The organism is Pseudomonas sp. Irchel 3E13, assembly GCF_900187455.1.
In the GTDB taxonomy this organism is placed as follows: Bacteria; Pseudomonadota; Gammaproteobacteria; order Pseudomonadales; family Pseudomonadaceae; genus Aquipseudomonas.
On record NZ_FYDX01000002.1, the window covers coordinates 155,898 to 180,740 of the forward strand.

Below are 24,843 nucleotides of genomic sequence, written 5' to 3' on the forward strand. Positions count from 1 at the left end.
CCATGCCCTGCCTGCCCGGGCAGGAGGAACAGCATCGGCCTGATAACGGAGCTTCGTATGAAACTTGCTGTGTTTGGTACCGGTTATGTTGGTTTGACCCTCGCCGCCTGCCTGGCCGAGGTTGGACACTGGGTGTGCTGCGTGGATGTCGATGCCGAGCGCGTTGACGCGCTGTCCCGTGGCCATTGCCCGATCTTCGAGCCTGGCCTGCCGGCACTGCTGCACAAAGGCCTGGCCAGTTCTCGCCTACTGTTCAGCACCGACGCGGTGCCCGCCATCGAAGCCGCCAGCGTGATATTCATCGCTGTGGGCACCCCGCCGCTGGCCGATGGCAGCGCCGACCTGCGTCAGGTCTTCGCGGTCGCGGACGCCATCGCCCGGCACGCCCACGGTGAGAAAATCATCGTCAACAAATCCACCTCGCCGGTCGGCACCGTCGATGCCATCAAGGCCCGCCTGATCAGCCTGCGCCCGGACAGCGCCGCGCAACTGGACGTGGTCAGCAACCCGGAGTTTCTCAAGGAAGGCTCGGCGGTCATCGACTGCATGCGCCCCGACCGGGTCATCATCGGCGGCGCCAGCACCGCGACGCTGGCCCTGTTGAAGGAACTGTTCAGCCCCTTCAGCCGCAATCACGACACCTTCATCAGCATGGACGCCCGCAGCGCCGAGCTGAGCAAGTACGCGGCCAACTGCATGCTGGCGACAAAGATCTCGTTCATGAACGAAATGGCCAACCTCGCCGAACACCTGGGCGCGGACATCGAAGCCGTGCGCCGCGGTATTGGCTCGGACCCGCGTATCGGCTACGACTTCATCTATGCCGGCTGCGGCTTTGGCGGCTCGTGCTTTCCCAAGGACCTGACAGCCCTGCAGCGAATTGCCGAGCGACACGACTACCAGCCCCGCCTGTTGCAAGCGGTGGATGCCATCAATCAGCGACAGAAACATCGCCTGTTCGAAAAGATTCTCCAGCATTACAACGCAGACCTGTCCGACAAGACGTTCGCCGTGTGGGGCCTGGCCTTCAAACCCAATACCGACGATATGCGCGAAGCACCCAGCCAGGTACTCCTGCAGGCGCTATGGCAGGCCGGCGCGAAAGTCCGCGCCTTCGACCCGCAAGCACGGCACGAAGCGCGTCGTCGCTACGGTGAGCGCAATGATCTGGAGTTGCTGGACAACAAGGAGGATGCGCTGAAAGGCGCCAACGCGTTGGTGATCGTCACCGAGTGGGAGGACTTCAAAGTCCTGGACAGCGAACTGGTCAGGCAGCGCCTGCTCGATCAGGTGATCTTCGACGGACGCAACCTGTTCGAACCGGCGCACATGGCCGATGCGGGCCTTGCCTACTACAGCATCGGACGCGAGGACGTGCGACCTGGCAATCCTCGCGCCCGAGACAACGAAGCGTCTTACTCGTTGACGTCCATGAACTCACGCGCCCAGACGATGTAGTCATTTGGCTGGGTGTAGGTGTGCGTCAGCTCCGTCGCGCTCAGGTCGGAAGCGGAGCTGGTAATGCGCCGCTGCTCGCGCAGGCAGTCGTAGGTCGCCTTGATCGCGGCGAAATAGGCGCCATGGCCGTCAACGGCAATGCGCACGCCAAGCTCGGCGAGACGCACGTCATCGTGCAGTTGCGGGTTGCCGTAGGTGACCAGCATGAGCGGAACGGTGACGTGACGGGCAATCTCTTCCAGGTGCTCGAAATCGCGGATGCCGACCATGCACACGCCGTCGGCACCGGCGTTCTGGTAGGCCACGACGCGAGCAATGACTTCCTCGGTCGGAATCGCTCCGGCATTGGTCCGGGCAATGATCGACAGCTCTTGATCGACCCGGGCTTCCAGCGCCGCGCGAACCTTGCCGACGCCTTCCTCGATGCTGATCAGGTCGGTGGACTTGCGGCCGAACTGGGCCGGCAACAGGGTGTCTTCGATGGTCAACGCGGAAACGCCAGCGCGCTCCAGCTCGATCACGGTGCGCATCACGTTCAGGGCATTACCGTAGCCATGGTCGGCATCGGCGATGAACGGCAGTTGTGCAACACGGCCGATGCGAGTGGCCTGTTCGGCGAACTCGCTGAGGGTGATCAAGGCAAAATCCGGTGCAGCCAATACCTGTAGCGACGCCACCGAGCCTCCCAGAATACCCACCTCGAAACCAAGGTCGGCGGCAATGCGCGCTGACATCGGATCGAATACCGAGGCGGTGTGGTAACAACGAGGGGAGGCAAGCAGTTTACGGAACGCACGACGCAAATCTTGATGGGACGCTTTAGGCATGATCTATCCACTATTTCGACTTCATTCTGAGGCGAAACATACCACCCCTTGATGTCTCTCTGACAGCAGCGAAGGTCTTTGTCCGACAAATCGACGCAAACGTTTCACCTCCCGGGGTTAAAGGGCCGACACCGACCGGGAATCCCTGATGGACAGAACGAAGGAAGCGAGTGTGAAGAGGTCGATCCGGCTGCGCTGTGGCGAAAACATCGAAGAGCCACCAGCCGGGATGGCGAGCTTTTTTTGCCGATTTCATCAAAAAATCGCGAAATGTGTATGAACTGTGCATGCAGATGATGAATACGCCGGGTACGGCAAAGCCTGACGTCAGGCATCAGGGAAAACCGTATGTGCACATGCTTTCTTATCAGTGATTCCCTTATCTATTAAGCGTAGGCTTTGTACGGTTATGGCATAATGAAATCATTCCACAACTCCAGATAACGAGCCGTGATTTGTGTCAGTGACGACCTTAACTGTATGTGATGACTCTACTGTTGCCCGCAAGCAGGTCCTGCGGGCGCTGCCAGCGGACTGGCCGGTGTCGATCACCCAGGCCAGCAATGGCCATCAATGCATGGACGCCATTCGCAAAGGTCTCGGCCAGGTCGTGGTTCTCGACCTGAACATGCCGGAGATGGACGGTTATCAAGTGCTTCACGCCTTGCGCGATGAAGGCCTGAAGGCCGCCGTCATCGTTATCTCCGGGGATGTGCAGCAGGAAGCGGTGCGGCGGGTCCGCGAACTGGGCGCCCTGGCGTTCCTGCAAAAGCCTTTCGACCAGGCAGAACTGCGCCAGACCCTTGGCGAGCTGGGGCTGATGAGCCTGCCGGGGCAAGCGGCGCAAAGCCACCGTCCGGCGACCAACACCAACGTCACCTTCAATGAAGTGTTCCGCGAAACCGTCAACGTCGCCATTGGCCGCGCCGCCGCGCTGATCGCCAAGGTGCTCGGGGTTTTCGTGCAGTTGCCGGTGCCGAACGTCAACGTACTCGAAGTCGGCGAGTTGCACATGGCCCTGGCCGATGCCGGGCGCTGCAAGCAACTCACCGCGGTCTGCCAGGGCTTTATCGGTGGTGGTATCGCCGGCGAAGCCCTGCTGATGTTCCATGATTCGGAAATCGCCGACATGGCGCGTCTGATGCAGCATCAGAACAGCGAATCATCCGACCTGGAAATGCTCCTGGATCTGTCCAGCGTCCTCATCGGCGCCTGCCTCAGCAGCATCGCCGAGCAGGTCGACGTCGTGTTCTCCCAGTGTCACCCGCAGATCCTCGGCCAGCATGCCGGCATCGAGGAACTGATCCGGGTCAACCAGCAGCGCTGGAAGAAGACCCTCGCGGTGGAGATCAGCTACGGTCTGGAGGGACACGATATCCGCTTCGACCTGTTGCTCCTGTTCACCGAAGACTCCATCGAACGACTGACCCACAAACTCGCGTACCTGATGAACTGACCCATGAACAAACCCATTGATCTGACCGAGTTCCATTGGCTGCTGGCGATCGTGCAAAGCATCGACGTCGGCGTGGTGGTGCTCGATCGCGACTACCGCGTCCAGGTCTGGAACACCTTCATGGAGAACCGCTCGGGCGTTGCCCCCAAGGACGCCCACAGCGAATCGTTCTTCACCCTCTTCCCGGAGGTCAACGTTGGCTGGTTCAGCCACAAGCTGGAAAGCGTCGCGACCCTGGGCACGCCCGCGTTCACGGTGTGGGAGCAGCGCCCTTATCTGGTGCGGTTCAAGAACTACCAGCCAATAACCGGGCAGGAAGACTTCATGTACCAGAACACCACGCTGTTCCCGCTGCGCTCCACCGACAGCAGCATCAGCCACTTCTGCCTGGTGATCTATGACGTGACCGACGTCGCCACCAACCGGCGCATGCTGCAATCGGCCAACGCGCAGCTGCAGAAGCTCTCCAGCACTGACCGCCTGACCGGCCTGTACAACCGCGGCCACTGGGAAGACAGCCTGAAAGTCGCTTACGCCCGTCACCAGCGCCACGGCAACCACACCAGCCTGGTGATGTTCGACATCGACCACTTCAAGCGCATCAACGATACCTACGGCCATCAGGCGGGCGACAAGGTGATCGAACAGGTCGCCGCGATGCTGCGCGAGTATGTGCGCGATACCGATGTGGCCGGGCGCTATGGTGGCGAGGAGTTCGGCGTGGTGCTGTCGGATACCGACAAGCATGGTGCGAGCGCCTTCGCCGAGCGATTCCGTAAAGCGATCGAGGGGCTGGAAGTGCAGCACGAGGGGCAAAGTATTCGCTTCACCATCAGCCTGGGTGTCGCGGACCTCAGCCAGCCCTCGGAAGGCCATGCCGACCTCATCGCCTGGGCCGACCAGGCACTGTACGCCTCAAAGAAAAATGGCCGTAACCAGGTGTCGATTCACGAATGACAACCGTGATATCCAGCCTTTCGGGCACCCGGTAGTCGGTCACCGGGGCCCGGCCTGAAAGTCTCCCAGCCTGTATTGCCTTCACGGCCAGCTCACTGAAGGCAACTTGCCAACACCCCGTGGCTTCAAGATAATAAGATTTATTATCAATTGTAACTTCGGGTTATCCCATGTCCGATCTGGTTCATCACGCAGCGATGCACACCCTCTACGAGGAGCATCACGGCTGGCTCAAGGGCTGGTTACGCAAGCGCATGAACTGCAGCGAGCAGGCCGCGGACCTCGCGCAAGACACGTTTTTACGTGTGCTGACCCAGCGCAGGGCCGACGTTGTTCGCGAACCACGGGCTTATCTCAGCCGCGTGGCGCGCGGCCTGATGATTGACATGTTCCGCCGCCGTTCGCTGGAACAGGCCTACCTGGAAACACTGGCAGCGATTCCCGAAGCGCTGGATATCTCCCCGGAAGAACGCCTGCTGATCATCGAGTCGCTGCTGGAAGTCGACCAGATGCTCGATGCCCTCGGCACACGGACCCGCGACGTGTTCCTGATGTCCCACCTCGACGGGCTCAGCTACGTAGAGATCAGCAAGCGCCTGCAAATCTCGGTCAACACCGTGACAAAACACGCGGTGCGCGCCCTCACCCAGTGCCTGCTGCTGATGGAGGATTGAGCCTTGGCATCCCCGGGACTCGATATCGCCACACTCGAAGCCGCCGCCCAATGGTATGTCGATCTGCGCAACGGAACGCCGGATGAGTCGCTGCACCGCGAGCATCAACGATGGCTGCAGAGCGACCCGCGCCATCTGCTGGCCTGGGAACGACTCGGGCGCCTGCAGGGCAAACTTGAGCGGCTTGCGCCCGCAATTGGCAGCCCGATTCTCAAAACCGCGCATGCCAAGCGCCGCGACGTGTTGAAAGTACTGTCGGGGCTGCTGGCCACGGGCGCCGCCGGCACCTTGGGCTGGAGGGCCACGCCGCTGCCTCAGTGGGCAGCGGACCAGCGCACCGGGATCGGAGAGCGACGCAGCATTCACCTGGAGGACGGCAGTCAACTGCACCTCAATACCGCCACGGCGGTGAACATCCGCTACAGCCAGCAGTTGCGTGAACTCTTGCTGCTCAGCGGCGAAATCCTCGTCGAGACCGCCAAGGACAAGGCCGCCCGGCCTTTGATCGTGCACACGGCTGAAGGCAGCCAGCAGGCGCTTGGCACACGCTTTATCGTGCAACAGGAACAGGATCGGACCCGGCTGACCGTGCTGGAGCATGCCGTCCTGGTACGCCCTGCCAACCAGCCCGACACTACGCTGACCGTACACGCCGGTGAGCAGATCAGCTTCAGCGCCGACGCGTTGGGGTCGGTCATGCCAGCCACCGCTCAAGCCGATGCCTGGCTGCACGACACACTGGTGGTGAACGGCTGGCGCCTGGATGACTTTCTGCAGCAACTGCAACGTTATCGCCCTGGCTACCTGAGCTGCGACCCGGCCGTGGCCGGGTTGCGGGTGTCCGGCTCCTTTCACCTGCGCAACACCGACCACGTCCTGGAAAACCTTCGTCTCACCCTGCCCTTGCGACTACGGCGGTTTACCCGCTACTGGGTACGCCTCGAAGCGGCATGAACGTCGACCGTAAAAAATTTCACTGAGGGGTTGGTGATTCTGATTCTCGTTCGGCTTGCCAAGTAGAGGCGCACAGACGCCGCCATTGCCAACGAGCGTAAGGAAACACCATGCCGCATCACGCACACCCCGCAGAACCCGGCTTGATCAACGCCCCCTTCCACAACCGCCCGCTGCAACGTGCAGTGCACCTGGCCATGCTGAGCCTGGTGCTGGGTGCAAGTGTCGGCAGCACGCTGATCAGTCCGGCGGCGGCGGCACAGCACACCGTCGAACACGAATTGGACTTCAACGTTCCCGCCGGCCCCCTCGATCAGGCGGTGGCGCAATTCAGCTCGATAGCCGGCATCAGTGTTTCGTTCGATGCGGGCCTGGCGCAGGGCAAACAGTCCCCGGGCGTTCAGGGACACTATTCGCGGGATGAAGCACTGCGTCGTTTGCTGCTGAGCAGCGGCGTCGAGGCGGTGGCGCTGGGCAGTGGCGGCTATTCGCTGGTGCAGGCGCAAGACAGCACGGGGGCGCTCGAACTGGGCGCAACCAACGTACTTGGCGCGGCACTGGGGTCGACCAGCGAAAACACCGGTTCCTACACCACGGGCACGATGCAGAGCGCGACCAAGCTGTCATTGTCGATTCGCGAAACACCGCAGTCGGTCACGGTCATTACCCGCCAGCGCATGGACGACCAGAACATGAGGTCGCTGGAAGACGTGCTCAAAAGCACGCCCGGCATCGCCATCACCAAAGACGGCCCACAACGCTCGACGTTCTACTCCCGCGGCTTCGCCATCGAAAACCTGATGACCGACGGCTTGCCCAACGATCTGTCCCACTACCTCAGCCGCGACATGAACTCTTCGCCGGACATGGCGATATTCGACCGGGTGGAAGTCGTGCGCGGCGCCACCGGCATGATGCAAGGCTCCGGCAACCCGGCTGCGGCCATCAACATGGTGCGAAAGCGCCCCACTGCCACGCCGCGTATCAGCATCACCGGCAGCGCCGGTAGCTGGGACAACTATCGCAGCGAGTTCGACGCGTCCAACGCCCTGAACGACAGCGGCACCCTGCGCGGCCGAGTGGTCACCGCGTATCAGACCAAGGGCAGCTTCCAGGACTTCACCAGCGCCGAACGCTCGGTGTTCTACGCCATCACCGAAGCCGACCTGAATGACGATGCAACCTTGACCTTTGGCGCCTCCAACCAGAATGCCAATCACAACAGCGCCTGGGGCGGCTTGCCCGTCGCCGCCGACGGCAGCGACCTGCACCTGAAGCGCTCCACGTACCTGGGCAGCAAATGGGAATACTGGGATCAGGACAACACCACAGCGTTCACTCGCCTGGAGTACCGTTTCGCCAACAATTGGAAAATGCTCCTGGCCGCCAGCAAGAGCTGGTCAAAACTGGACATGCTCGGTTCCCTTCCCGAGCGCATGGGCGATAACTACGATCAGTTCGGTCAGTACATCGGCAGATACGACTATAAAGACCGGCAAAGCAGCTATGACGGCTACGTCACCGGCCCCTTCTCGCTGTTCGGTCGCACCCATGAACTGGTCGTGGGCGCCAGCAAGAGAGACCTCACGTTCAACGGCAAGGGGCTACCCATCGACGTCGAGACCAATACTGATCTCCACAACCCCACCGGCATCCCCAAGCCCGACGTAAGCGCCAATCCCTGGACGCAGCATCGCACCACTCAACAGGAAGGCACCTACGTCACTACTCGCCTGAACATCACGGATGAGCTGAAAGTCATCCTTGGTGGGCGCCTGGACTGGTACGAGCACGACGTGGATACCCGGTGGAACGGAAAATCATCAGCCAGCAGCCTGCCAAACAAAGTGACGCGCAACCTCACGCGCTACGCGGGTGCGGTTTATGACCTTGACCAGCATCACTCGGTCTATGTCAGCTACACCGATATTTTCCGCCCGCAGACCGAGCTGGATACCCAGAACAACGCGCTGATGCCGATAAAGGGCAAAAACTACGAGCTCGGCATCAAGGGCGAGTACTTCGATGGAAACCTGAATGCCAGCGCAGCGATCTTCCGTATCGATCAGGAGAACCGCGCCAAATTGCTCAACCCCATCCAGTGCACGCCGATCGGCGGCACCTGCTATGACGCGGCGGGTGAAGTACGAAGCGAAGGGATCGAGCTGGAACTCAACGGCACCCTGGCGCCAGGCTGGGAACTGGGGGCGGGTTACACCTACTCCGCCGCCAAATATACAAAAGACGCCAACGAAGACAACGTGGGGCGCTTGTTCGCCACCAACATCCCCCGCCACATATTCAAGGCGTTCACCACCTACCAGCTACCTGGTGACCTGAGTCGCTGGAGTATCGGTGGCGGCCTGTATCGGCAGAACACCGTCTACAACAAAGGCACCAATGATTACCTGACCACGTTCGACTACCGTATCGAACAAAAGGCCTACACCGTGGTAGACCTGATGACCAGCTATCAGGCTTCGGAGACCGTTCACGTGCGACTGAACCTGAACAACGTCTTCGACAAGACCTACTACCAGGACATCAGCTCCAACACCGACTTCGGTAACAGCCTCTACGGCGAACCCCGCAACGCCATGCTCACGATCAACTGGACGCTCTGAGACTGACTGACCGGTACGGCAAACAACGGGACAGTACCAATATCTGCCCACTGTTTGCCGAGTCGGTTCTTTGCGCCCACGGGATGCACTACCAGCGCGAACGACAGAAACGAAAAAGCCCGCAATCCTTATCGGAACGCGGGCTTTTTCAGGTGTTTCACCGTCGGTTGTGTCCACCATCATTCAGCAACTATCTGCCAACTTCCGGTTTTAACACTGCCAACTTTATATGGTGGGTCGTGTAGGATTCGAACCTACGACCAATTGGTTAAAAGCCAACTGCTCTACCAACTGAGCTAACGACCCGTTGGATGGCGCGTATAATACTGATTTCTAACAGGAAATCAACACCCCATCGCAAAATAATTCAAAAATAGCGAGTCGGGTCCTGTACGCCGGCCGCAGCAAAGCCATCCGCACGCAGGCGGCAGCTATCGCATTTGCCACACGCACGACCTTGATCATCCGCCTGATAGCAGGAAACAGTGAGGCTGTAGTCGACGCCACGGGCCATGCCCGCCTGGACGATCTGCGCCTTGCTCAGGTTCTGCAACGGCGCCTGGATCCGGAACCCATTGCCTTCTACCCCGGCCTTGGTCGCGAGGTTGGCCATGCGCTCGAACGCCTCGACAAATTCAGGACGGCAATCCGGGTAGCCGGAATAGTCCACGGCGTTGACGCCGATGAAGATGTCGCGCGCATTCAGCACTTCAGCCCAGCCCAGCGCCAACGACAGGAACACCGTGTTGCGCGCCGGCACGTAGGTCACCGGAATGCCCTCGCTTGGGGTCTCCGGGACATCGATGCTGCTGTCGGTCAGGGCCGAGCCACCGATGCCGTTGAGGTTCAGGCCAATGACCTTGTGCTCGACCGCACCCAGGTCCCGCGCCACCCGGGCTGCCGCATCCAGCTCGGCGCGATGGCGCTGGCCGTAATCGAAGCTCATGGTGTAGCAGTCATAGCCTTCGGCCTTGGCCATGGCGACCACGGTGGCCGAATCCAGACCACCCGACAATAGAATTACCGCGCGTTTCTCACTCATTGCAAAAGCTCCTGTCAGCGTCCCGGCTCGTCGTTCCAGAGCAGTTTGTGTAACTGCATCTGCAGACGAACCGGCAGGTTGTCGGCCACGATCCAGTCAGCCAGATCGGTTGCGCTCAATTGATGATGGCTAGGCGAAAACAGAACTTCGCCGACACGCTTGTCGAGACCGTACTGAATCAGCTTCGATACGGCCCAGTCATAGTCCTCGCGCGAACAAAGGACGAATTTGACCTGATCGTTCGGGGTCAGCAGCTCGATATTCTCGTAGCGGTTGCGGTGAACTTCAGCAGAGCCTGGGGTTTTCAGGTCCACAACGCGACTGACGCGCAGATCGACCGGTGCAATGTCCATCGAGCCGCTGGTTTCCACGGAAACCTCGTAACCGGCGTCACAGAGCCTTTTCAGCAGCGGGATGGCATTGGGCTGGGCCAGCGGCTCGCCGCCCGTCACGCAAATGTAGCGCGGCCGGAAGCTGGCAACCTGTTCGAGGATCGAGTCGAGCGTGCGTACGGTGCCGCCGTTGAAGGCATAGGCGCTGTCGCAATATTGGCAGCGCAAGGGGCAGCCGGTGAGGCGCACAAATACCGTGGGCAGCCCAGCGGTGCGCGTTTCACCCTGCAAAGAGTAAAAAACTTCGGTGATGCGTAATGTGTCTTGCATAGTCGCCACGGGCGTAACAGCTAAACAGGCTGTCCGCCTCCGTCAGGCACCGCTGCGAACCCGGCATAGCGTTATTCGCAGCAGCGTGTTTCATAAAAGGGCGCAAATTCTAACGAAAAAACCCGCGACAAGCGCGGGTTTCTTTTAAAACGTGCGGATCAGAGCTTTTGCAGGTCGCGCTGAGCCAACTGTGCAGCCGAGGTACCCGGATATTGGGTCACCACCTGCTGAAGAATACCTTTGACCCGGTCGGCATGACCCAGGCGACGCTCCACATCGGCCAGCTTGTACAGCGAATCAGGCACTTTGTTGTGCTTCGGGTACAACTGGCTGACTTTGGCGAATGCCTGGCCGGCACCTTGCAGGTCACCTTTGGCCAGGTTCACTTCACCCAACCAGTACTGGGCGTTGCCCGCGTACTGGCTGTTGGGGTACTTGCGCAGGAAGGCATTGAACGCCTGGCTGGCCTTGTCGAAATCCTTGGCCTTGATCAAATCGAAGGCAGCGTCGTAATAGAGCTTTTCCTTCGCTGGATCGCCAGGTTCGCTGCTCGCGGCGGGCTGGTTGGCTGCCGGTGCGGTATTGCCGGCGGCCGGCGCAGAAGCACCACCGTCAGCGGAATTCTCGGGAGTCGCGGTCGGTGCCGGGGCAGCGCCGCTGGAGATACGTCGATCCAGGTCCTGGTAACGTTCCAGGCCTTCCTGTTTCAGACGTGCAACTTCGTTTTGCAGAATCTCGATAGTGTTCTGTTGACGCTCTATCTGTTCCTGCATTTGTTGCAACTGCATGAAAAGCTGGCCCTGTGCAGAGGCAGGGGCCGAAACCCCTCCCCCGGCATAGGCGCCGTTCGTACCGTAACCCGCAGGCGGATAACTGCTTGCGCCGTTATAGCCAGCGTTGTCATCAACAACAGGAACCTCAGCCGCTGCCATGAGAGGCAGCGTGAGAGCCAGGACGGTTACAGCACGACGGCACGCTCGCATATCGAATTACTTACGCAGTTCGACGCGACGGTTCTGAGCCCAGGACTGCTCGTCGTTGCCGGTGGCAACTGGACGCTCTTCGCCGTAGGAAACCAGTTCCAGCTGAGCTGGGGAAACGCCTTGCAGCACCAGGTAGCGCTGAACGGCCTTGGCACGACGCTCGCCCAGAGCCATGTTGTATTCGCGAGTACCACGCTCGTCGGTGTTACCTTCCAGAACGACGCGAGCGCCGTTGCCTTTCAGGTCCTTGGCATGAACGTCCAGAGCGCGCATGGCTTCTGGCTTCAGGTCCGAGCTGTCGTATTCGAAGTAGAAGGTGGTGATTGCGCGCAGAGCAGCTTCTTCGCTCAGGCTGCCGTCAACGGCACCAGTGTTAGCGCCGTAACCAGCGTTTGGATCAACAGCGCCTTCGCCAGCGTTGTCGCCGCCTTTCGAGGAGCAACCTACAGCTACGGCCATGGCCAGAGCCAGCGCAGCAAACTTACCAAACTTCAGCATTTCCATCGTGAAACTCCTAATGAACCCCAGTGTGTTAAGTAAAACGTGTAGCGCCGCATCAGTTCAGGTAAGGGGACCAGGACGGTTCTCTGACTTCGCCTTGAGCGGTAGGAAGCGGGAGCCTCACGCGTCCGTTGAGAGAGACGAGCATCAAGACTCCCCGGCCCTGCTGGCGGGTGGCGTAGATTAGCATGGTGCCGTTGGGCGCAACAGTGGGTGACTCATCAAGACTGGTCTCTGTGAGAATTTTTACACTGCCACGCTGCAAATCCTGCGCCGCCACTTTGAAGTTGGTGAAACCGTCCTGACGATGAATCATGACCAGGGTCTTTTCATCGGCGGAAAGTTTCGGGTTGGCGTTGTAGTTGCCCACGAACGTCACACGCTCGGCACTGCCGCTGCCAATGGTGGTTTTGTAGATCTGTGGCTTGCCGCCACGGTCCGACGTGAAGTACAGCGTCGAGCCATCCTTGCCGAAGAACGGCTCGGTATCGATGGCCGGGCTGTTGGTGACGCGGGTCATCTGACGCGAACCCATGTCCATCACGTAGATCTCGGGGTTGCCGTCGCGCGACAGCACGAAGGCCAGGCGGTTGCCATCCGGCGACCAGGCTGGCGCGCCATTGAGACCTTCGAAGTTGGTGATCTGCTCACGACGACCCGTATCGATGTGCTGGACGAAGATACGCGGGCGACGCTGCTCGAAGGACACATACGCGATGCGCTTGCCATCCGGTGCAAAACGCGGCGACAGGATCGGCTCGCGCGATTGCAGCAAGGTCACGGCGCGCGCGCCGTCATAGTCAGATCGTTGCAAAGTGTAACGAGTGCTGTTGGTGGAGAAGCGCTCGGCCGTCACATAGAGCATGCGGGTGGAGAATGCGCCCTTGATGCCGGTGAGTTTTTCGAACGACTGGTCGGCGATGTAGTGGGACATATCGCGCAGTTGGTCGACGCTGCCGGAAACGCTGCCGGTCAGCACCTGTTGCTCGGTAGCAACGTTGAACAGCGCATATTGCACCTGCAGGCGACCGCCCGATGGCACGATGCTGCCGACCATCACGTACTGGGCACCCAGCGCTTTCCAGTCACGGAAGATCACTTCGCTGGCCTGACTCGGCTGGCTGATCATGTTCTGGCGCGGGATCGGCGAGTAATAACCTGAGTTGCGCAGGTCGTTACTGATGATGTCAGCCATGTCCTCAGGCAACACGCTACCGCCCTGCAGACCGAAAGGCACCACGGCAATCGGCGTGGCTCGATCGCTGCCACTGGTTACCAGGATGTTCTTTTCTTCTGCATTGGCCATCCCTGCTGCGCAGCAGAGAACGACCAGCAGTCCTCTAAGAAGGTTAATCACAAGGCTAGGTCCTCAGGTGTGAATGTCATCTTGAATGAACGATAAGGATTGAATTCGCTCGGTTTCAAACCCTGCATCTCGGTCAAACGACCAATGTTCTTGACTGCCGCAACCGCGGAAGCGTCGAACGGCCCATCGCCGCTGGAGCGGGCAACGGTGACCGTCGTAACGGTGCCATCCGGCAACATGCCAATCTGCAGGACTACCGTCATGTTCTTGCGCGCCGACGGGGGTCGAGCCCAGCCTTCGGCTGCACGGGCGCGAATCAGGTCGTCGAAGTCGCCGGCCACCTGGTCACCCTGCTCGTCCGCCAGAGCCTGCTGACGCTCGGTAGTGTCGGACAACAGCTCGGCCAGTGCCTGTGCTTTCTTGTCTTCCGCCGCCTTGCGCGCTGCTTCTGTAGCCTTTTTCTTGGCTGCATCGGCGGCTGCTTTCTTCTTGGCGTCCTCCGCTGCTTTTTTCTTCGCTTCTTCAGCGACAGCGGCTTTCTTCTTCGCGTCCTCGGCAGCCTTCTTCTTGGCATCCTCGGCCGCTTGTTTCTTGGCTTCTTCTGCCGCCGCCTTCTTGGCCTCTTCTTCAGCCTTTTTCTTGGCTTCGTCTTCGGCTTTCTTCTTGGCGATATCAGCCAGTTGCTTCTCTTCAGCCTTCTTCGCTTCTTCGGCCTTTTTCGCAGACTCGGCTTTCTTCGCCTCGTCAGCCTTCTTGGCCTCATCGGCTTTCTTGGCTTCCGCGGCCTCGCGCGCCTCTTCGGCTTTTTGAGCAGCCTCTTCTTTCTTTTGTTCCGCAGCTTTCACAGCTTCCTGCTTCAGTTGCTCGACCTTCTTCTGCTCCATCTGCTCTTCTTCGGTCTGGCGCGAAGCCGTTTTCTTCGCTTCCCCGGCAATCTTCTGATTGGTCTGGGTGGTGGCCTGACTCTTGGATTTCAGCTGGTACAGGGTTGCCTGAACGATAGGCTTGGACGGCGGCAACTCAGGCGTGAACGCAAAACTGACGAACAGCATGCCGAACACCAGAACGTGCAGCGCGACGGCCCAGACGCTGGGCCAGAAGTAACTTTCCGAGGCGGATGGCTCTCGCTGTTGCATCAGGGCGCCTCGGTAATCAGGCCAACGTTACCGACACCGGCCTTCTGCAACCCGCCCATGGCGCCCATGACCGCGCCGTAGTCGACGGACTTGTCGCCACGGATGAAGACCTGGGTCTGTTTGCCCTGATCGCGCCCGGCAGCGATGATCTTGGTCACCGCGTCGGTCATTTGCGGCAAGGTCATGGCCTTGTCCATTTGCTTTTCGGTGTCGACTTCGCTGCCAAGGTTCCAGAAGTAGGTCTTGTCAGCCTTGATCGAAATGGTCAGAACCTGAACGTTGTTGTCCTGCGGCAAGGCTTCGCTGGAAACCTTGGGCAGGTCGACCTTCACGCCCTGGTTAAGCATCGGTGCGGTCACCATGAAGATGACCAGCAGTACCAACATCACATCGATGTAGGGCACCACGTTCATCTCGGCGACCGGCTTGCGTTTTTGACGAACTCGAGCCATGGGGTTTTACCTGATCACTCTTCGCTGGTGTGCACTTTACGGTGCAGGATGGCCTGGAACTCGTCGGCGAACGTGTAGTAGCGGCCGATCAGCACTTCACTGCGTGCAGCGAAACGGTTGTAGGCGATAACCGCAGGAATTGCCGCGAACAGGCCGATGGCGGTGGCGATCAGCGCTTCGGCGATACCCGGTGCAACCGTGGCCAGGGTGGCCTGTTGCGCGGTCGCCAGACCGCGGAAGGAGTTCATGATCCCCCAGACGGTACCGAACAGGCCGATGTAGGGGCTGGTCGAACCGACAGTGGCGAGGAATGGCAGGCTCTGCTCGAGCTTCTCTTCCTCACGGGAGATCGCTACGCGCATGGCACGACCGACACCTTCCATTACCGCGTCAGGGTCGACACCAGGCTGCTGACGCAGACGGGAAAACTCCTTGAAGCCGGCACGGAACACCTGCTCGACGCCCGAATCCGGGTCAGGGTTGCTGCCCGCTTGACGATACAGTTTGGACAGGTCGATACCCGACCAGAAGCGCTCTTCGAAGCTTTCCAGGGCACGACGACCGGCGCGCAGCATGGTGCTGCGCTGAAAAATCATGATCCATGAAGTCACCGATGCGGCAACCAGTACCAGCATGACCAGCTGCACCACAATGCTGGCATTGCTGACCAGGCTCCACATGGAGGTATGGTCGACGACGTTAGCTTCCACGCTTAATCTCCTGCATTTGAATGTATACCCGGGGCACCCGCCTCGATGAAAGCTGCGCGCAGCTCGGAGGGAATGGCTCGGGGTTTGAAAGTATCGGCGCGCACACAGGCCACCAGGAACTGCCCTTCGCAGAGCAGCGTTGCGTCACTTTCGCGCCAGACCTGCTGCACGAAGCGCAGGCTGGCACGATTCAATTCAAGCACTTGCGCGGTGACCCGCAACTCGTCGTCCAGACGGGCCGGCGCGTGATAGCGAGCCTCGGCGGAATGGACCACGAACAGCGTGTTCTGCTGCGCCAGCGACGACTGGGCAAAACCCAGATCGCGCAGCCGTTCGGTGCGGGCCCGTTCCATGAATTTCAGATAATTGACGTAATACACCACGCCACCCGCATCGGTGTCTTCGTAATAGACGCGATAACGATGTGCGAACGGCTCAACCCCATTTTGCGCGCGCATACTCTAGTGCTAACTCCTCAGCTTGCCAATCCGCCCCACCAACTGTTTTTGACGGATTATGTCGTATTGCCAGCGCGCCCGGACCCTGTCCGCGGATAGGACCACAAAAGCAGCCGATAAATCTGTCATTCATCGCTCGGATCAGAAAAATCAGTGCTACCGGATGATTCTGTCATTCGCGTAGGAATATTCAGCCCAAAGTGCAGGTATGCATGTCGAGTAACCACCCTGCCCCGAGGCGTGCGCATGATGTAGCCCTGCTGGATCAGATAAGGCTCAAGCACGTCCTCAATGGTGTGTCGCTCCTCGCTGATCGCCGCCGCCAGGCTGTCCACGCCTACCGGACCACCGTCGAATTTCTCGATCATGGTCAGCAACAGACGTCGGTCCTGATGATCGAAGCCACGTTCGTCGACATCCAGCAGGTTCAACGCCATGTCCGCGATGGATTTGGTGATATCGCCCTTCGCGCGCACCTCGGCGTAGTCACGCACACGGCGCAACAAACGGTTGGCGATACGCGGCGTGCCACGAGCCCGGCGAGCGATCTCGAAAGCACCTTCGTCTTCGATCTCCAGGCCGAGAATCCCGCCCGAGCGACTGACGATAGTTGCCAGATCCGCGTTGTTGTAGAACTCCAGACGTTGGACGATACCGAAGCGGTCACGTAGCGGGTTGGTAAGCATGCCGGCCCGGGTGGTAGCGCCAACCAGGGTGAACGGCGGCAGGTCCAGCTTGATCGACCGCGCCGCCGGTCCTTCGCCGATCATGATGTCCAGTTGAAAGTCCTCCATCGCTGGGTACAGGACTTCTTCGACGATCGGCGATAACCGGTGGATCTCGTCGATAAACAACACATCATGGGGCTCAAGGTTGGTGAGCAACGCCGCCAGATCGCCGGGGCGCTCGAGAATGGGGCCAGAGGTACTTTTGATCGAGACGCCCATTTCCTGGGCAATGATGTTGGCAAGGGTGGTCTTGCCCAGCCCCGGAGGACCGAAGATCAGGGTGTGATCCAGGGACTCGTTGCGGCCACGGGCGGCCTGGATGAACAGGGCCATCTGCTCGCGAACCACCGGCTGACCAATGTACTCGGCCAGCCGCAGCGGACGAATCGCCCGGTCCTGGACCTCTTCGCGGTCGCGGCCGGTAGCAGTTATCAAACGGTCGGCTTCGATCACTTAAATCATCCCCTTGAGACTGCGCCGGATCAGTTCTTCGCTGCTCAGGCCCTTGGCATCCACAGCCGCCACTGCGCGACTGGCCTCTTGAGGTTTATAGCCCAAGGAAATCAGGGCGCTGACCGCGTCGGCCTCGGCGGTGGACGCCACAGGAACAGGCGCAGGCCCATTCGGCACCAGCTGGAACATGCTCGGCACGGTTTCCCAGGCCTTGAAGCGGTCCTTGAGTTCGACCAGCAGACGCTCGGCGGTCTTCTTGCCAACCCCTGGCACCTTGACCAATGCCGAAGTGTCCTGGGCTTGAACGCATCGAATCAGGTCGTCCACTTCCAGACCCGACATCAAGGCCAGCGCCAGCTTGGGCCCTACACCATTGAGACGGATCAGCTCACGGAACAGCTCGCGCTCACGTTTTTCATGGAAGCCATACAGCAGGTGGGCATCCTCGCGCACTATCAGATGGGTGTGCAAGGTCACCGTTTCGCCGACCTTGGGCAGCCGGTAGAGCGTTGTCATCGGCACTTCCAGCTCATAGCCAAGGCCGTTGATGTCGATAATCAGGTGCGGCGGCTGCTTTTCAGCGAGGGTGCCGCGTAAACGTCCAATCACGTTCAGGTCCTTTCTCATGGGTGCCGGCAGGGCCGGTCCGGCCTTGCGGCGAATCCGCCAGCCAGCTCGCCATCAGGCGGCCGACGGCGGACGGATCACTTTAAAAGCGTGGATGCTATCAGAGACGCAGGCGTCCGTTGCGGCTGCGCGCGACACCCAGCCCATGAGGAATCAGGCTGGAGCGCGTATGGGCATGACACAAGGCGATCGCCAGGGCATCGGAGGCGTCGATTTGCGGCTTCTGCGTCAGTTTGAGCAGGTGCATGACCATCATCTGCACCTGCTCCTTGTTGGCCCCGCCGGTGCCGGCAACGGCCTGCTTGACCTGGCTGGCGCTGTATTCAGCGATTTCCAGCCCCTCCTCCACCGCAGCCACGATGGCCGCACCGCGCGCCTGACCCAGCTTGAGCGCCGAGTCGGCGTTGCGGGCCATGAACACCCGCTCGATACCCATGGTTACCGGGCCATGCTGGCGAATGATTTCGCGCACGCCGCGGAAAACCACCTGCAAGCGCTCAGGCAACTCGCCACTGCCGGTGCGGATGCAGCCCGACGCCACGTATTCGCAACCGCGCCCGGAATGACGAATCACTCCATAGCCGGTAATCCGCGATCCGGGGTCGATACCAAGAATCAGAGTCATAACGCCTGCGTGATCAATGGCGCATCAACGCGCCGTGTCCAAAAAACAGAAGCCGGCCCCCTCACAAGCGCTACGCGCCTGATAACGGGGCCGGCCTCCAATAAAGCCAGGCGCAAACCTCAGCCGAGCTTTTCCATGACCTCGTCAGGAATCTCAGCATTGGAGTAGACGTTCTGCACGTCGTCCAGGTCTTCCAGCATATCGATCAGTTTCAACACTTTCTGCGCACCGTCCAGATCCAGCTCGGCGCTGGTGGTCGGCTGCATGACGATTTCCGCGTCATCCGCCTTGAAGCCTGCGGCCTCCAGCGCACTGCGCACGGCGTAGAAGCTGGCGAACGAGGTGAACACGTCGAAAGAGCCATCGTCATTGCTGACCACGTCATCGGCATCCGCTTCCATCGCCGCTTCCATCAGCGCATCTTCATCGACGCCAGGAGCAAAGCTGATCTGCCCCTTGCGCTCGAACAGATAGGCCACGGAACCATCGGTACCGAGGTTGCCGCCGCATTTGCTGAACGCATGACGAACAGCGGCGGCGGTACGGTTGCGGTTGTCGGTCATGGCTTCAACCATGACTGCCACGCCACCCGGACCATAACCTTCATAGCTGAGTTCTTCGACGTTGTCGGCTTCGGCAGTCCCGGCACCGCGGGCAACTGCCCGATCGATGATGTCGCGACTCATGTTTGCACTCAGCGCCTTGTCCAGGGCCAGGCGCAGACGCGGGTTGGAGGACGGATCGCCACCGCCTTGTTTGGCGGCGACGGTCAGTTCACGAATCCACTTGGTGAAGATCTTGCCTCTCTTGGCATCCTGGCGCTCTTTGCGGTGCTTGATATTCGCCCACTTGGAATGACCCGCCATAACTGACTCCAGAAATCCTTGAAACACCATCACTTCTTTCCACGCGAAGGCAGAAAGAAACCACTAAATCATGTGCCGTAACGCAAAGGCGCATCCAATCGGATGCGCCTCGGTGTCCGCTTACTCAGCCTTCGGCTGTTCGCGCAGACGGATATGCAACTCGCGCAGGGCCTTGGCATCGACCAGGCCAGGTGCCTGGGTCATGACGCACGCAGCGCTCTGGGTTTTCGGGAAGGCGATCACTTCACGGATCGACTGAGCGCCGGTCATCAGCATCACCAGGCGATCAAGGCCGAAGGCCAGGCCGCCGTGAGGCGGAGCACCGAACTTCAGAGCGTCGAGCAGGAAGCCAAATTTCTCTTCCTGTTCTGCCGCCTCGATACCCAACAGACGGAAGACCGCCTGCTGCATTTCCTTGCGGTGGATACGGATCGAACCGCCGCCCAGCTCGGTACCGTTGAGGACCATGTCGTAAGCGCGGGACAGAGCGCCGGCCGGGTTGGCTTCCAGCTCTTCTGGAGTGCACTTCGGCGCGGTGAACGGGTGGTGCAGCGCGGTGAAGCTGCCATCGTCGTTCTCTTCGAACATCGGGAAGTCGACGACCCACATTGGCGCCCACTGGGTGGTGTACAGGTTGAAGTCGCCACCCAGCTTGATACGCAGCGCGCCCAGCGCTTCGCTGACGACCTTGGCCTTGTCGGCACCGAAGAAGACGATGTCGCCGTCGACTGCGCCTACGCGATCAAGAATCACGTTCAGGTTGGCTTCAGGGATGTTCTTGACGATCGGCGACTGCAGACCTTCAACACCCTTGGCGCGCTCGTTGACCTTGATGTACGCCAGGCCACGGGCACCGTAGATGCCGACGAACTTGGTGTACTCGTCGATCTTGCTGCGCGGCATGCTGGCGCCGCCTGGCAGACGCAGGGCGGTAACGCGGCATTTCGGATCGTTTGCAGGGCCGGCGAAGACCTTGAAATCGACATCCTTGAGCTGGTCGGCAACGTCTACCAGTTCCAGCGGGATACGCAGGTCCGGCTTGTCGGAACCGTAGCGGCGCATGGCTTCTTCGTAAGTCATGTGCGGGAACTCGCCGAACTCCAGGTCCAGGACTTCCTTGAACAGCTTGCGGATCATGCTTTCGGTCAGGCCGATGATCTCGGACTCGTCGAGGAAGCTGGTCTCGATGTCGATCTGAGTGAATTCAGGCTGACGGTCGGCACGCAGGTCTTCGTCGCGGAAGCACTTGGCGATCTGGTAGTACCGGTCGAAGCCGGCAACCATCAGCAATTGCTTGAACAACTGCGGCGACTGCGGCAGCGCGAAGAAGCTGCCGGCGTGGGTGCGGCTCGGCACCAGGTAGTCACGCGCGCCTTCAGGCGTGGCACGGGTCAGGATCGGGGTTTCGACGTCGAGGAAACCGTTCTCGTCGAGGAAACGACGGATGCTGGAGGTGATGCGCGAACGCAGACGCAGCTTGTCGGCCATTTCCGGGCGACGCAGGTCGATGAAGCGGTAGCGCAGGCGGGTTTCTTCGCCCACGTCAGAGAATTCGTTCAACGGGAACGGCGGGGTTTCGGCTTCGTTCAGGACTTCCAGCTCGTAGCCGAGCACTTCGATCTGGCCAGAGGCCATGTTCGGGTTGACCGCACCGGCCGGACGCAGGCGCACCTTGCCGGTGATTTTCACCACATATTCGCTGCGCACACGGTCGGCGGCGGCGAAGCTGTCTGCGCGATCCGGATCGAAAACAACCTGAGCCAGGCCTTCGCGGTCACGGATATCGAGGAAAATCACCCCGCCGTGGTCGCGACGACGATGGACCCAGCCGCAAAGGGTAATTTCCTGACCTTCCAGGCTCTCGTTCAGTTGGCCGCAATAGTGGCTGCGCATCATGATGGTGGTTTCGCTTCTCGTCATTCGTGAATTCGTAAAGGCCTTGACGACCCGAAAGGGTCAATAGTGCAAGACCCGGGCAGTTCAGTTCAACTCAGTCGCCACTGCCAGCGAGGTTCTTTTTCGCGCCGGTCTTGAAATCGGTTTCGTACCAGCCGTTGCCGCCCAGGCGAAAACCGGGAGCGGACAACACCTTCTTGAGTTCAGGTTTCTGGCAGGCCGGGCAGTCGGTCAGCGGCGCGGCGCTGATCTTCTGGAGAACTTCCATCTGGTGGCTGCAGGACGCACATTGATAGTCGTAAAGAGGCATGAGGCGTTTCTCGTTGATCCCTGCGCGGGCCGCGCCGCACAGTAAAAGGCGGGATTATATATGGTTAGCCGGGGCTGTGCAGCCCGACGCAAGCCCTGCTTTCACCAACGGTCAGAAGTCCGCATCGCGCCCCCGCCCATTCATCTACAACCTCGCAGGCACGCCCTCCTCTTGCGAAACGCCTTCCCCGTCGAGCAGGAACACCACGCAGATCACCCGCACAAGGCCGCTGAAATTTTTCACACCGCCGTGACGCAGGTGCACCTCCCGGTCGACATGGGACAGCACGGAATTGACGGTGCAGTGGTTGGCCCGGGCAATACGCTCAAGCACTAACCAGTAAATCGTCTCGAGACGCAAACAGGTGGCAAAGCCGTTCAACCGCACCGAACGCGATAACGGTTGAGCAAGTTTCATATTGAAGTCCGACTCGAAAGGGTCGATACCGATACGCTGGAGTTCGCCCGCCTGGCGCACTCCATGATTCAAGCGTCGAGACATTGCAATACCACGCTTCAAGGCAGGAAAATGAATACATGCACTACAGTTCTGCATGCCCCCGACATGAAGCGCCGATGAATTATTCAGCACCAGCAGACGCCCGCACTATTGCCGTAGGATTACTCGGCAATAACACGCCATTTGAATAACCAGAGACAATACTTCCCTGCCCGGAAAGTTGAAGATCAACACCATGAAAAAGCCCGGCCTCTTTCAGAAAGAGGCCGGGCTCAGTGCGCCGCCGAGCAAGGCCGGCGACGGCGTGAGGCTTACTGGTTTTCCAGCAGCGAACGCAGCATCCACGCGGTTTTCTCGTGAACCTGCATGCGCTGGGTCAGCAGGTCGGCGGTAGGTTCGTCACTGACTTTGTCGAGCAGCGGGAACAGACCACGAGCAGTACGCACCACGGCTTCCTGACCTTCGACCAATTGCTTGATCATATCGTCCGCCGAAGGAACACCTTCCGGCTCCTTGATCGAAGAAAGTCGGGCATAAGTCGAATAGGTACCCGGCGCCGGGAAGCCCAGTGCACGAATACGTTCGGCAATGGAATCCACCGCCAATGCCAGTTCGTTATATTGCTCTTCGAACATCAGGTGCAATGTACGGAAGCTCGGACCGGTGACGTTCCAGTGGAAGTTGTGCGTCTTGAGATAAAGCACATAAGTGTCCGAGAGCAGGTGCGACAGGCCGTCGACAATAGACTTGCGATCTTCTTGACTGATTCCGATATCGATTGCCATATAAAAAATTCCTTCCTCTGATTATCGATTCAACAAGCAACCGCCCCACTGTATCAAGAGTTTTCCCCACGCGCAGCCTTCCGCCCGCGACACAGTGTTGCAGCCCGCGATGGCTGGGCATCCCGCTGATTTGAGAAGCCCGGGGCTTTGCTGTTAAATAGACGGCGTGCCGCCATGGCTGACTGTGAACGCCATGGCGCATAGGCTGGTTCCCCCACGCTTTTGCGCCTATTCATGCACCACGCACCGTGGGCCCAGCTCTTCCTGTGATCCGCCTAATAAGATGCGAGCCAAACCACCATGTTCAAGATCGTCCACCTCTTGACGGGCGCAGCTGCTTTGCTGCTGTCCTTCATTCCAAGCCTCAGGGCCGATATCACGCCCTACCTGCAACAACCCGATGCCATTTACCTGGGCCTGTTCGGCCTGCTCAACCTGATCCTCGCCCCGGTCGTGCCGCAGTACTACACGGGTGCACGCCATTATCTGCAGATCGCTGCCAGTCTTCTGTTGGTACTGGCCGTGGCCCTGCAAGCCCTGGCACTCCTGGCGCTTCCGGAACTGGGCAACCTCGCCGGTCTCGCCAGCGCCCTGCTCGCGGTGGTCCTGCACCTGACCGCCGGCCTCATGAAACAGGCCAGGGCACGCAGCAGCGCCGCCCCTGCCAACTACGACATGAGCAACCGCGATACCGGCACTGTGAAGTGGTTCAACACCTCCAAGGGCTTCGGCTTCATCTCCCGCGACTCGGGTGACGATATCTTCGTGCATTTCCGGGCAATCCGCGGTGAAGGCCACCGCGTCCTGGTCGAAGGCCAGCGCGTCGAGTTCTCGGTGATGAATCGCGACAAAGGCCTGCAGGCTGAAGATGTAATCGCAGCACCTCGCCGCTGACCGCGCACAAAAAAGCCGCGACAACCCGCCAAGGGCTGTCGCGGCTTTTTTATGTCCGATGGCTTCAGTAGTGGGGCGGAGGCGCTTCCTCTTCGCTGACTTCGTACTGCCCCATGACATCTTCATAACGCTTGAGCAAAGCGGCCATCTGCAGTTGCAACCGCTCGACCACCCGCTGCTGGTCTACCAGCACATCATTCAGGGCCAACAAGGTGTCGTCCTGAAAGGCCACACGGCTTTCCAGCTCCATTACCCGCGCTTCAAGGCTCATGGCTCATGCCTCCACAAAACGGAAATCATCGCCCAATACTGCGCCGAGGCGCTGACGCACCTCACTCAGTTGATCAGACGAATATTCAATTGCAGGTTTATTCCCCCAGACCGGCGCAGGCCACGCCACATCATTACGCCGACGAACAATCACATGCATATGCAACTGGCTGACGACATTTCCTAACGCAGCAACATTCATTTTATCGGCAGCAAAACAATTCTTGAGTGTTTCACTCAGGAAATTGGTTTCTCTCCAGAGTTGCTCGCGCTCATTGCCATCCAATTGAAATATTTCGCTGATGTCGGCTCGACGCGGAACAAGGATAAACCACGGATAGTTAGCATCCTTACTAAGTAAAAGCCGGCAAAGAGGAAAGTCTCCCAGCACAAAAGTGTCTTGTTCAAGGCGGGGGTCCAAAGCAAACACAGGGGCAATCTCCTCATCGATCATCGCGATCCGCCCAGGCGGACAATGAGAGCAGGATACTCCTGATGGCGGTGACGGGCACGAACCGGCCAGCAAAGCACCGAAAAAGCACGGGGTATCTACGTTTGAGAGTGCACGGAAGCCCCTGGTTCCAAGGGCCGGTAACAGAGCGCTACTTTTCGCACCAAAATGGCGCCTACCGAACCGTATCAGAGCGCCGCTTATCCCCAAACTACCCACTCAGAGCGCCGCGACGGTAACGTCCTGACTTCGAGGTCGATTTTTCATTTATATCGAAAA

General features: G+C 59.6%; 27 protein-coding genes and 1 tRNA gene. 7 read left to right on the top strand and 21 right to left on the bottom strand.

What is annotated here, in order from left to right; all coding sequences use genetic code 11:
• Positions 1-57 precede the first annotated feature (57 nt).
• A complete protein-coding gene (locus tag CKW37_RS03175; RefSeq protein WP_095153993.1) occupies positions 58-1,458 on the top strand; it encodes a UDP-glucose/GDP-mannose dehydrogenase family protein in 1,401 nt (466 codons plus the stop codon).
• On the opposite strand, the gene CKW37_RS03180 is transcribed toward CKW37_RS03175, so the two are convergent.
• The gene (locus tag CKW37_RS03180) at positions 1,416-2,285 is read right to left on the bottom strand and encodes an oxaloacetate decarboxylase (RefSeq protein ID WP_095153994.1); all 870 of its coding nucleotides are present in this window, start codon (positions 2,283-2,285) and stop codon (positions 1,416-1,418) included. The genes CKW37_RS03175 and CKW37_RS03180 overlap by 43 nt on opposite strands.
• Before the next feature lie 457 nt (positions 2,286-2,742).
• On the opposite strand from CKW37_RS03180, the gene CKW37_RS03185 reads away from it, so the two are divergent.
• The 5 genes from CKW37_RS03185 (at position 2,743) to CKW37_RS03205 (ending at position 8,950) form a co-directional block, all read left to right on the top strand.
• A complete protein-coding gene (locus tag CKW37_RS03185; RefSeq protein ID WP_095153995.1) occupies positions 2,743-3,741 on the top strand; it encodes a response regulator in 999 nt (332 codons plus the stop codon).
• 3 nt (positions 3,742-3,744) lie between these two features.
• A complete protein-coding gene (locus CKW37_RS03190) occupies positions 3,745-4,698 on the top strand; it encodes a sensor domain-containing diguanylate cyclase (protein WP_095153996.1) in 954 nt (317 codons plus the stop codon).
• A gap of 170 nt (positions 4,699-4,868) precedes the next feature.
• Entirely contained in the window at positions 4,869-5,372 is a 504-nt protein-coding gene (locus tag CKW37_RS03195) for a sigma-70 family RNA polymerase sigma factor (protein WP_095153997.1), read from the top strand.
• A gap of 3 nt (positions 5,373-5,375) precedes the next feature.
• On the top strand, positions 5,376-6,326 hold the full coding sequence (locus CKW37_RS03200) for a FecR domain-containing protein (protein WP_095153998.1): 951 nt from the start codon (positions 5,376-5,378) through the stop codon (positions 6,324-6,326).
• Positions 6,327-6,436: 110 nt separating this feature from the next.
• Positions 6,437-8,950, top strand: a complete 2,514-nt coding sequence (locus tag CKW37_RS03205; RefSeq protein WP_095153999.1) for a TonB-dependent siderophore receptor — start codon at positions 6,437-6,439, stop codon at positions 8,948-8,950.
• A gap of 230 nt (positions 8,951-9,180) precedes the next feature.
• On the opposite strand, the gene CKW37_RS03210 is transcribed toward CKW37_RS03205, so the two are convergent.
• The 18 genes from CKW37_RS03210 to CKW37_RS03295 form a co-directional block, all read right to left on the bottom strand.
• Positions 9,181-9,256: transfer RNA gene (locus CKW37_RS03210), tRNA-Lys, on the bottom strand.
• A 61-nt stretch (positions 9,257-9,317) separates the two neighbouring features.
• Complete coding sequence (queC, locus tag CKW37_RS03215; RefSeq protein WP_095154000.1) at positions 9,318-9,992, bottom strand: 7-cyano-7-deazaguanine synthase QueC; 675 nt, start codon at positions 9,990-9,992, stop codon at positions 9,318-9,320.
• A gap of 14 nt (positions 9,993-10,006) precedes the next feature.
• A complete protein-coding gene (queE, locus tag CKW37_RS03220; protein WP_095154001.1) occupies positions 10,007-10,654 on the bottom strand; it encodes a 7-carboxy-7-deazaguanine synthase QueE in 648 nt (215 codons plus the stop codon).
• A gap of 158 nt (positions 10,655-10,812) precedes the next feature.
• On the bottom strand, positions 10,813-11,637 hold the full coding sequence (gene ybgF, locus CKW37_RS03225; RefSeq protein ID WP_095154002.1) for a tol-pal system protein YbgF: 825 nt from the start codon (positions 11,635-11,637) through the stop codon (positions 10,813-10,815).
• Positions 11,638-11,643: 6 nt separating this feature from the next.
• Complete coding sequence (gene pal, locus CKW37_RS03230; protein WP_042121796.1) at positions 11,644-12,141, bottom strand: peptidoglycan-associated lipoprotein Pal; 498 nt, start codon at positions 12,139-12,141, stop codon at positions 11,644-11,646.
• A 52-nt stretch (positions 12,142-12,193) separates the two neighbouring features.
• Positions 12,194-13,444: a Tol-Pal system beta propeller repeat protein TolB gene (gene tolB / locus CKW37_RS03235; protein WP_225422431.1), complete on the bottom strand. Its 1,251-nt coding sequence runs from the start codon at positions 13,442-13,444 to the stop codon at positions 12,194-12,196.
• A 47-nt stretch (positions 13,445-13,491) separates the two neighbouring features.
• Complete coding sequence (gene tolA, locus CKW37_RS03240; protein ID WP_095154004.1) at positions 13,492-14,583, bottom strand: cell envelope integrity protein TolA; 1,092 nt, start codon at positions 14,581-14,583, stop codon at positions 13,492-13,494.
• Positions 14,580-15,032 carry a protein TolR gene (gene tolR / locus CKW37_RS03245; RefSeq protein WP_095154005.1) on the bottom strand — a complete coding sequence of 151 codons (453 nt, stop codon included), beginning with the start codon at positions 15,030-15,032 and terminating at the stop codon, positions 14,580-14,582. Before tolR ends, tolA begins: the two co-directional genes overlap by 4 nt.
• A 14-nt stretch (positions 15,033-15,046) precedes the next feature.
• Positions 15,047-15,742 (bottom strand): protein TolQ, encoded by a 696-nt coding sequence (gene tolQ / locus CKW37_RS03250; RefSeq protein ID WP_095154006.1) that lies wholly within the window; start codon positions 15,740-15,742, stop codon positions 15,047-15,049.
• 2 nt (positions 15,743-15,744) lie between these two features.
• On the bottom strand, positions 15,745-16,200 hold the full coding sequence (gene ybgC, locus CKW37_RS03255) for a tol-pal system-associated acyl-CoA thioesterase (RefSeq protein WP_110968380.1): 456 nt from the start codon (positions 16,198-16,200) through the stop codon (positions 15,745-15,747).
• A 125-nt stretch (positions 16,201-16,325) separates the two neighbouring features.
• Positions 16,326-17,381 carry a Holliday junction branch migration DNA helicase RuvB gene (gene ruvB, locus CKW37_RS03260; protein ID WP_095154007.1) on the bottom strand — a complete coding sequence of 352 codons (1,056 nt, stop codon included), beginning with the start codon at positions 17,379-17,381 and terminating at the stop codon, positions 16,326-16,328.
• On the bottom strand, positions 17,382-17,990 hold the full coding sequence (ruvA, locus tag CKW37_RS03265; RefSeq protein ID WP_095154008.1) for a Holliday junction branch migration protein RuvA: 609 nt from the start codon (positions 17,988-17,990) through the stop codon (positions 17,382-17,384). It abuts the gene before it with no gap.
• Between the two features lie 118 nt (positions 17,991-18,108).
• On the bottom strand, positions 18,109-18,633 hold the full coding sequence (ruvC, locus tag CKW37_RS03270) for a crossover junction endodeoxyribonuclease RuvC (RefSeq protein WP_095154009.1): 525 nt from the start codon (positions 18,631-18,633) through the stop codon (positions 18,109-18,111).
• Positions 18,634-18,752: 119 nt separating this feature from the next.
• Positions 18,753-19,499 (bottom strand): YebC/PmpR family DNA-binding transcriptional regulator, encoded by a 747-nt coding sequence (locus CKW37_RS03275; RefSeq protein ID WP_095154010.1) that lies wholly within the window; start codon positions 19,497-19,499, stop codon positions 18,753-18,755.
• Between the two features lie 120 nt (positions 19,500-19,619).
• Complete coding sequence (gene aspS / locus CKW37_RS03280; RefSeq protein ID WP_095154346.1) at positions 19,620-21,395, bottom strand: aspartate--tRNA ligase; 1,776 nt, start codon at positions 21,393-21,395, stop codon at positions 19,620-19,622.
• A 94-nt stretch (positions 21,396-21,489) separates the two neighbouring features.
• On the bottom strand, positions 21,490-21,705 hold the full coding sequence (locus CKW37_RS03285; protein ID WP_095154011.1) for an FmdB family zinc ribbon protein: 216 nt from the start codon (positions 21,703-21,705) through the stop codon (positions 21,490-21,492).
• A gap of 144 nt (positions 21,706-21,849) precedes the next feature.
• Positions 21,850-22,206 (bottom strand): ribbon-helix-helix domain-containing protein, encoded by a 357-nt coding sequence (locus CKW37_RS03290; protein WP_095154012.1) that lies wholly within the window; start codon positions 22,204-22,206, stop codon positions 21,850-21,852.
• A 269-nt stretch (positions 22,207-22,475) separates the two neighbouring features.
• Positions 22,476-22,949: a Dps family protein gene (locus CKW37_RS03295; RefSeq protein ID WP_095154013.1), complete on the bottom strand. Its 474-nt coding sequence runs from the start codon at positions 22,947-22,949 to the stop codon at positions 22,476-22,478.
• 300 nt (positions 22,950-23,249) lie between these two features.
• Between CKW37_RS03295 and CKW37_RS33430 the strand changes: the two genes are divergently transcribed.
• A complete protein-coding gene (locus CKW37_RS33430) occupies positions 23,250-23,843 on the top strand; it encodes a cold-shock protein (RefSeq protein ID WP_095154014.1) in 594 nt (197 codons plus the stop codon).
• A 64-nt stretch (positions 23,844-23,907) separates the two neighbouring features.
• Here the strand turns inward: CKW37_RS33430 and CKW37_RS03305 are convergent, their stop codons facing one another.
• Both CKW37_RS03305 and CKW37_RS03310 read right to left on the bottom strand, forming a co-directional pair.
• Positions 23,908-24,114 (bottom strand): SlyX family protein, encoded by a 207-nt coding sequence (locus CKW37_RS03305; RefSeq protein WP_095154015.1) that lies wholly within the window; start codon positions 24,112-24,114, stop codon positions 23,908-23,910.
• 3 nt (positions 24,115-24,117) lie between these two features.
• Positions 24,118-24,543 carry an HIT domain-containing protein gene (locus CKW37_RS03310; RefSeq protein WP_095154348.1) on the bottom strand — a complete coding sequence of 142 codons (426 nt, stop codon included), beginning with the start codon at positions 24,541-24,543 and terminating at the stop codon, positions 24,118-24,120.
• Between the last annotated feature and the right edge of the window lie 300 nt (positions 24,544-24,843).

Bases quoted from the DNA above. Each gene is read 5' to 3' on its own strand.
- queE (WP_095154001.1), bottom strand. From the start codon at position 10,654: ATGCAAGACACATTACGCATCACCGAAGTTTTTTACTCTTTGCAGGGT.
- CKW37_RS03175 (WP_095153993.1), top strand. From the start codon at position 58: ATGAAACTTGCTGTGTTTGGTACCGGTTATGTTGGTTTGACCCTCGCC.
- CKW37_RS03305 (WP_095154015.1), bottom strand. From the start codon at position 24,114: ATGAGCCTTGAAGCGCGGGTAATGGAGCTGGAAAGCCGTGTGGCCTTT.
- ybgC (WP_110968380.1), bottom strand. From the start codon at position 16,200: ATGCGCGCGCAAAATGGGGTTGAGCCGTTCGCACATCGTTATCGCGTC.
- pal (WP_042121796.1), bottom strand. From the start codon at position 12,141: ATGGAAATGCTGAAGTTTGGTAAGTTTGCTGCGCTGGCTCTGGCCATG.
- CKW37_RS03275 (WP_095154010.1), bottom strand. From the start codon at position 19,499: ATGGCGGGTCATTCCAAGTGGGCGAATATCAAGCACCGCAAAGAGCGC.
- ybgF (WP_095154002.1), bottom strand. From the start codon at position 11,637: ATGCGAGCGTGCCGTCGTGCTGTAACCGTCCTGGCTCTCACGCTGCCT.
- CKW37_RS03190 (WP_095153996.1), top strand. From the start codon at position 3,745: ATGAACAAACCCATTGATCTGACCGAGTTCCATTGGCTGCTGGCGATC.
- aspS (WP_095154346.1), bottom strand. From the start codon at position 21,395: ATGATGCGCAGCCACTATTGCGGCCAACTGAACGAGAGCCTGGAAGGT.
- CKW37_RS03180 (WP_095153994.1), bottom strand. From the start codon at position 2,285: ATGCCTAAAGCGTCCCATCAAGATTTGCGTCGTGCGTTCCGTAAACTG.
- CKW37_RS33430 (WP_095154014.1), top strand. From the start codon at position 23,250: ATGTTCAAGATCGTCCACCTCTTGACGGGCGCAGCTGCTTTGCTGCTG.
- queC (WP_095154000.1), bottom strand. From the start codon at position 9,992: ATGAGTGAGAAACGCGCGGTAATTCTATTGTCGGGTGGTCTGGATTCG.
- CKW37_RS03295 (WP_095154013.1), bottom strand. From the start codon at position 22,949: ATGGCAATCGATATCGGAATCAGTCAAGAAGATCGCAAGTCTATTGTC.
- CKW37_RS03195 (WP_095153997.1), top strand. From the start codon at position 4,869: ATGTCCGATCTGGTTCATCACGCAGCGATGCACACCCTCTACGAGGAG.
- tolR (WP_095154005.1), bottom strand. From the start codon at position 15,032: ATGGCTCGAGTTCGTCAAAAACGCAAGCCGGTCGCCGAGATGAACGTG.
- tolB (WP_225422431.1), bottom strand. From the start codon at position 13,444: ATGGCCAATGCAGAAGAAAAGAACATCCTGGTAACCAGTGGCAGCGAT.
- CKW37_RS03285 (WP_095154011.1), bottom strand. From the start codon at position 21,705: ATGCCTCTTTACGACTATCAATGTGCGTCCTGCAGCCACCAGATGGAA.
- ruvC (WP_095154009.1), bottom strand. From the start codon at position 18,633: ATGACTCTGATTCTTGGTATCGACCCCGGATCGCGGATTACCGGCTAT.
- CKW37_RS03290 (WP_095154012.1), bottom strand. From the start codon at position 22,206: ATGTCTCGACGCTTGAATCATGGAGTGCGCCAGGCGGGCGAACTCCAG.
- CKW37_RS03205 (WP_095153999.1), top strand. From the start codon at position 6,437: ATGCCGCATCACGCACACCCCGCAGAACCCGGCTTGATCAACGCCCCC.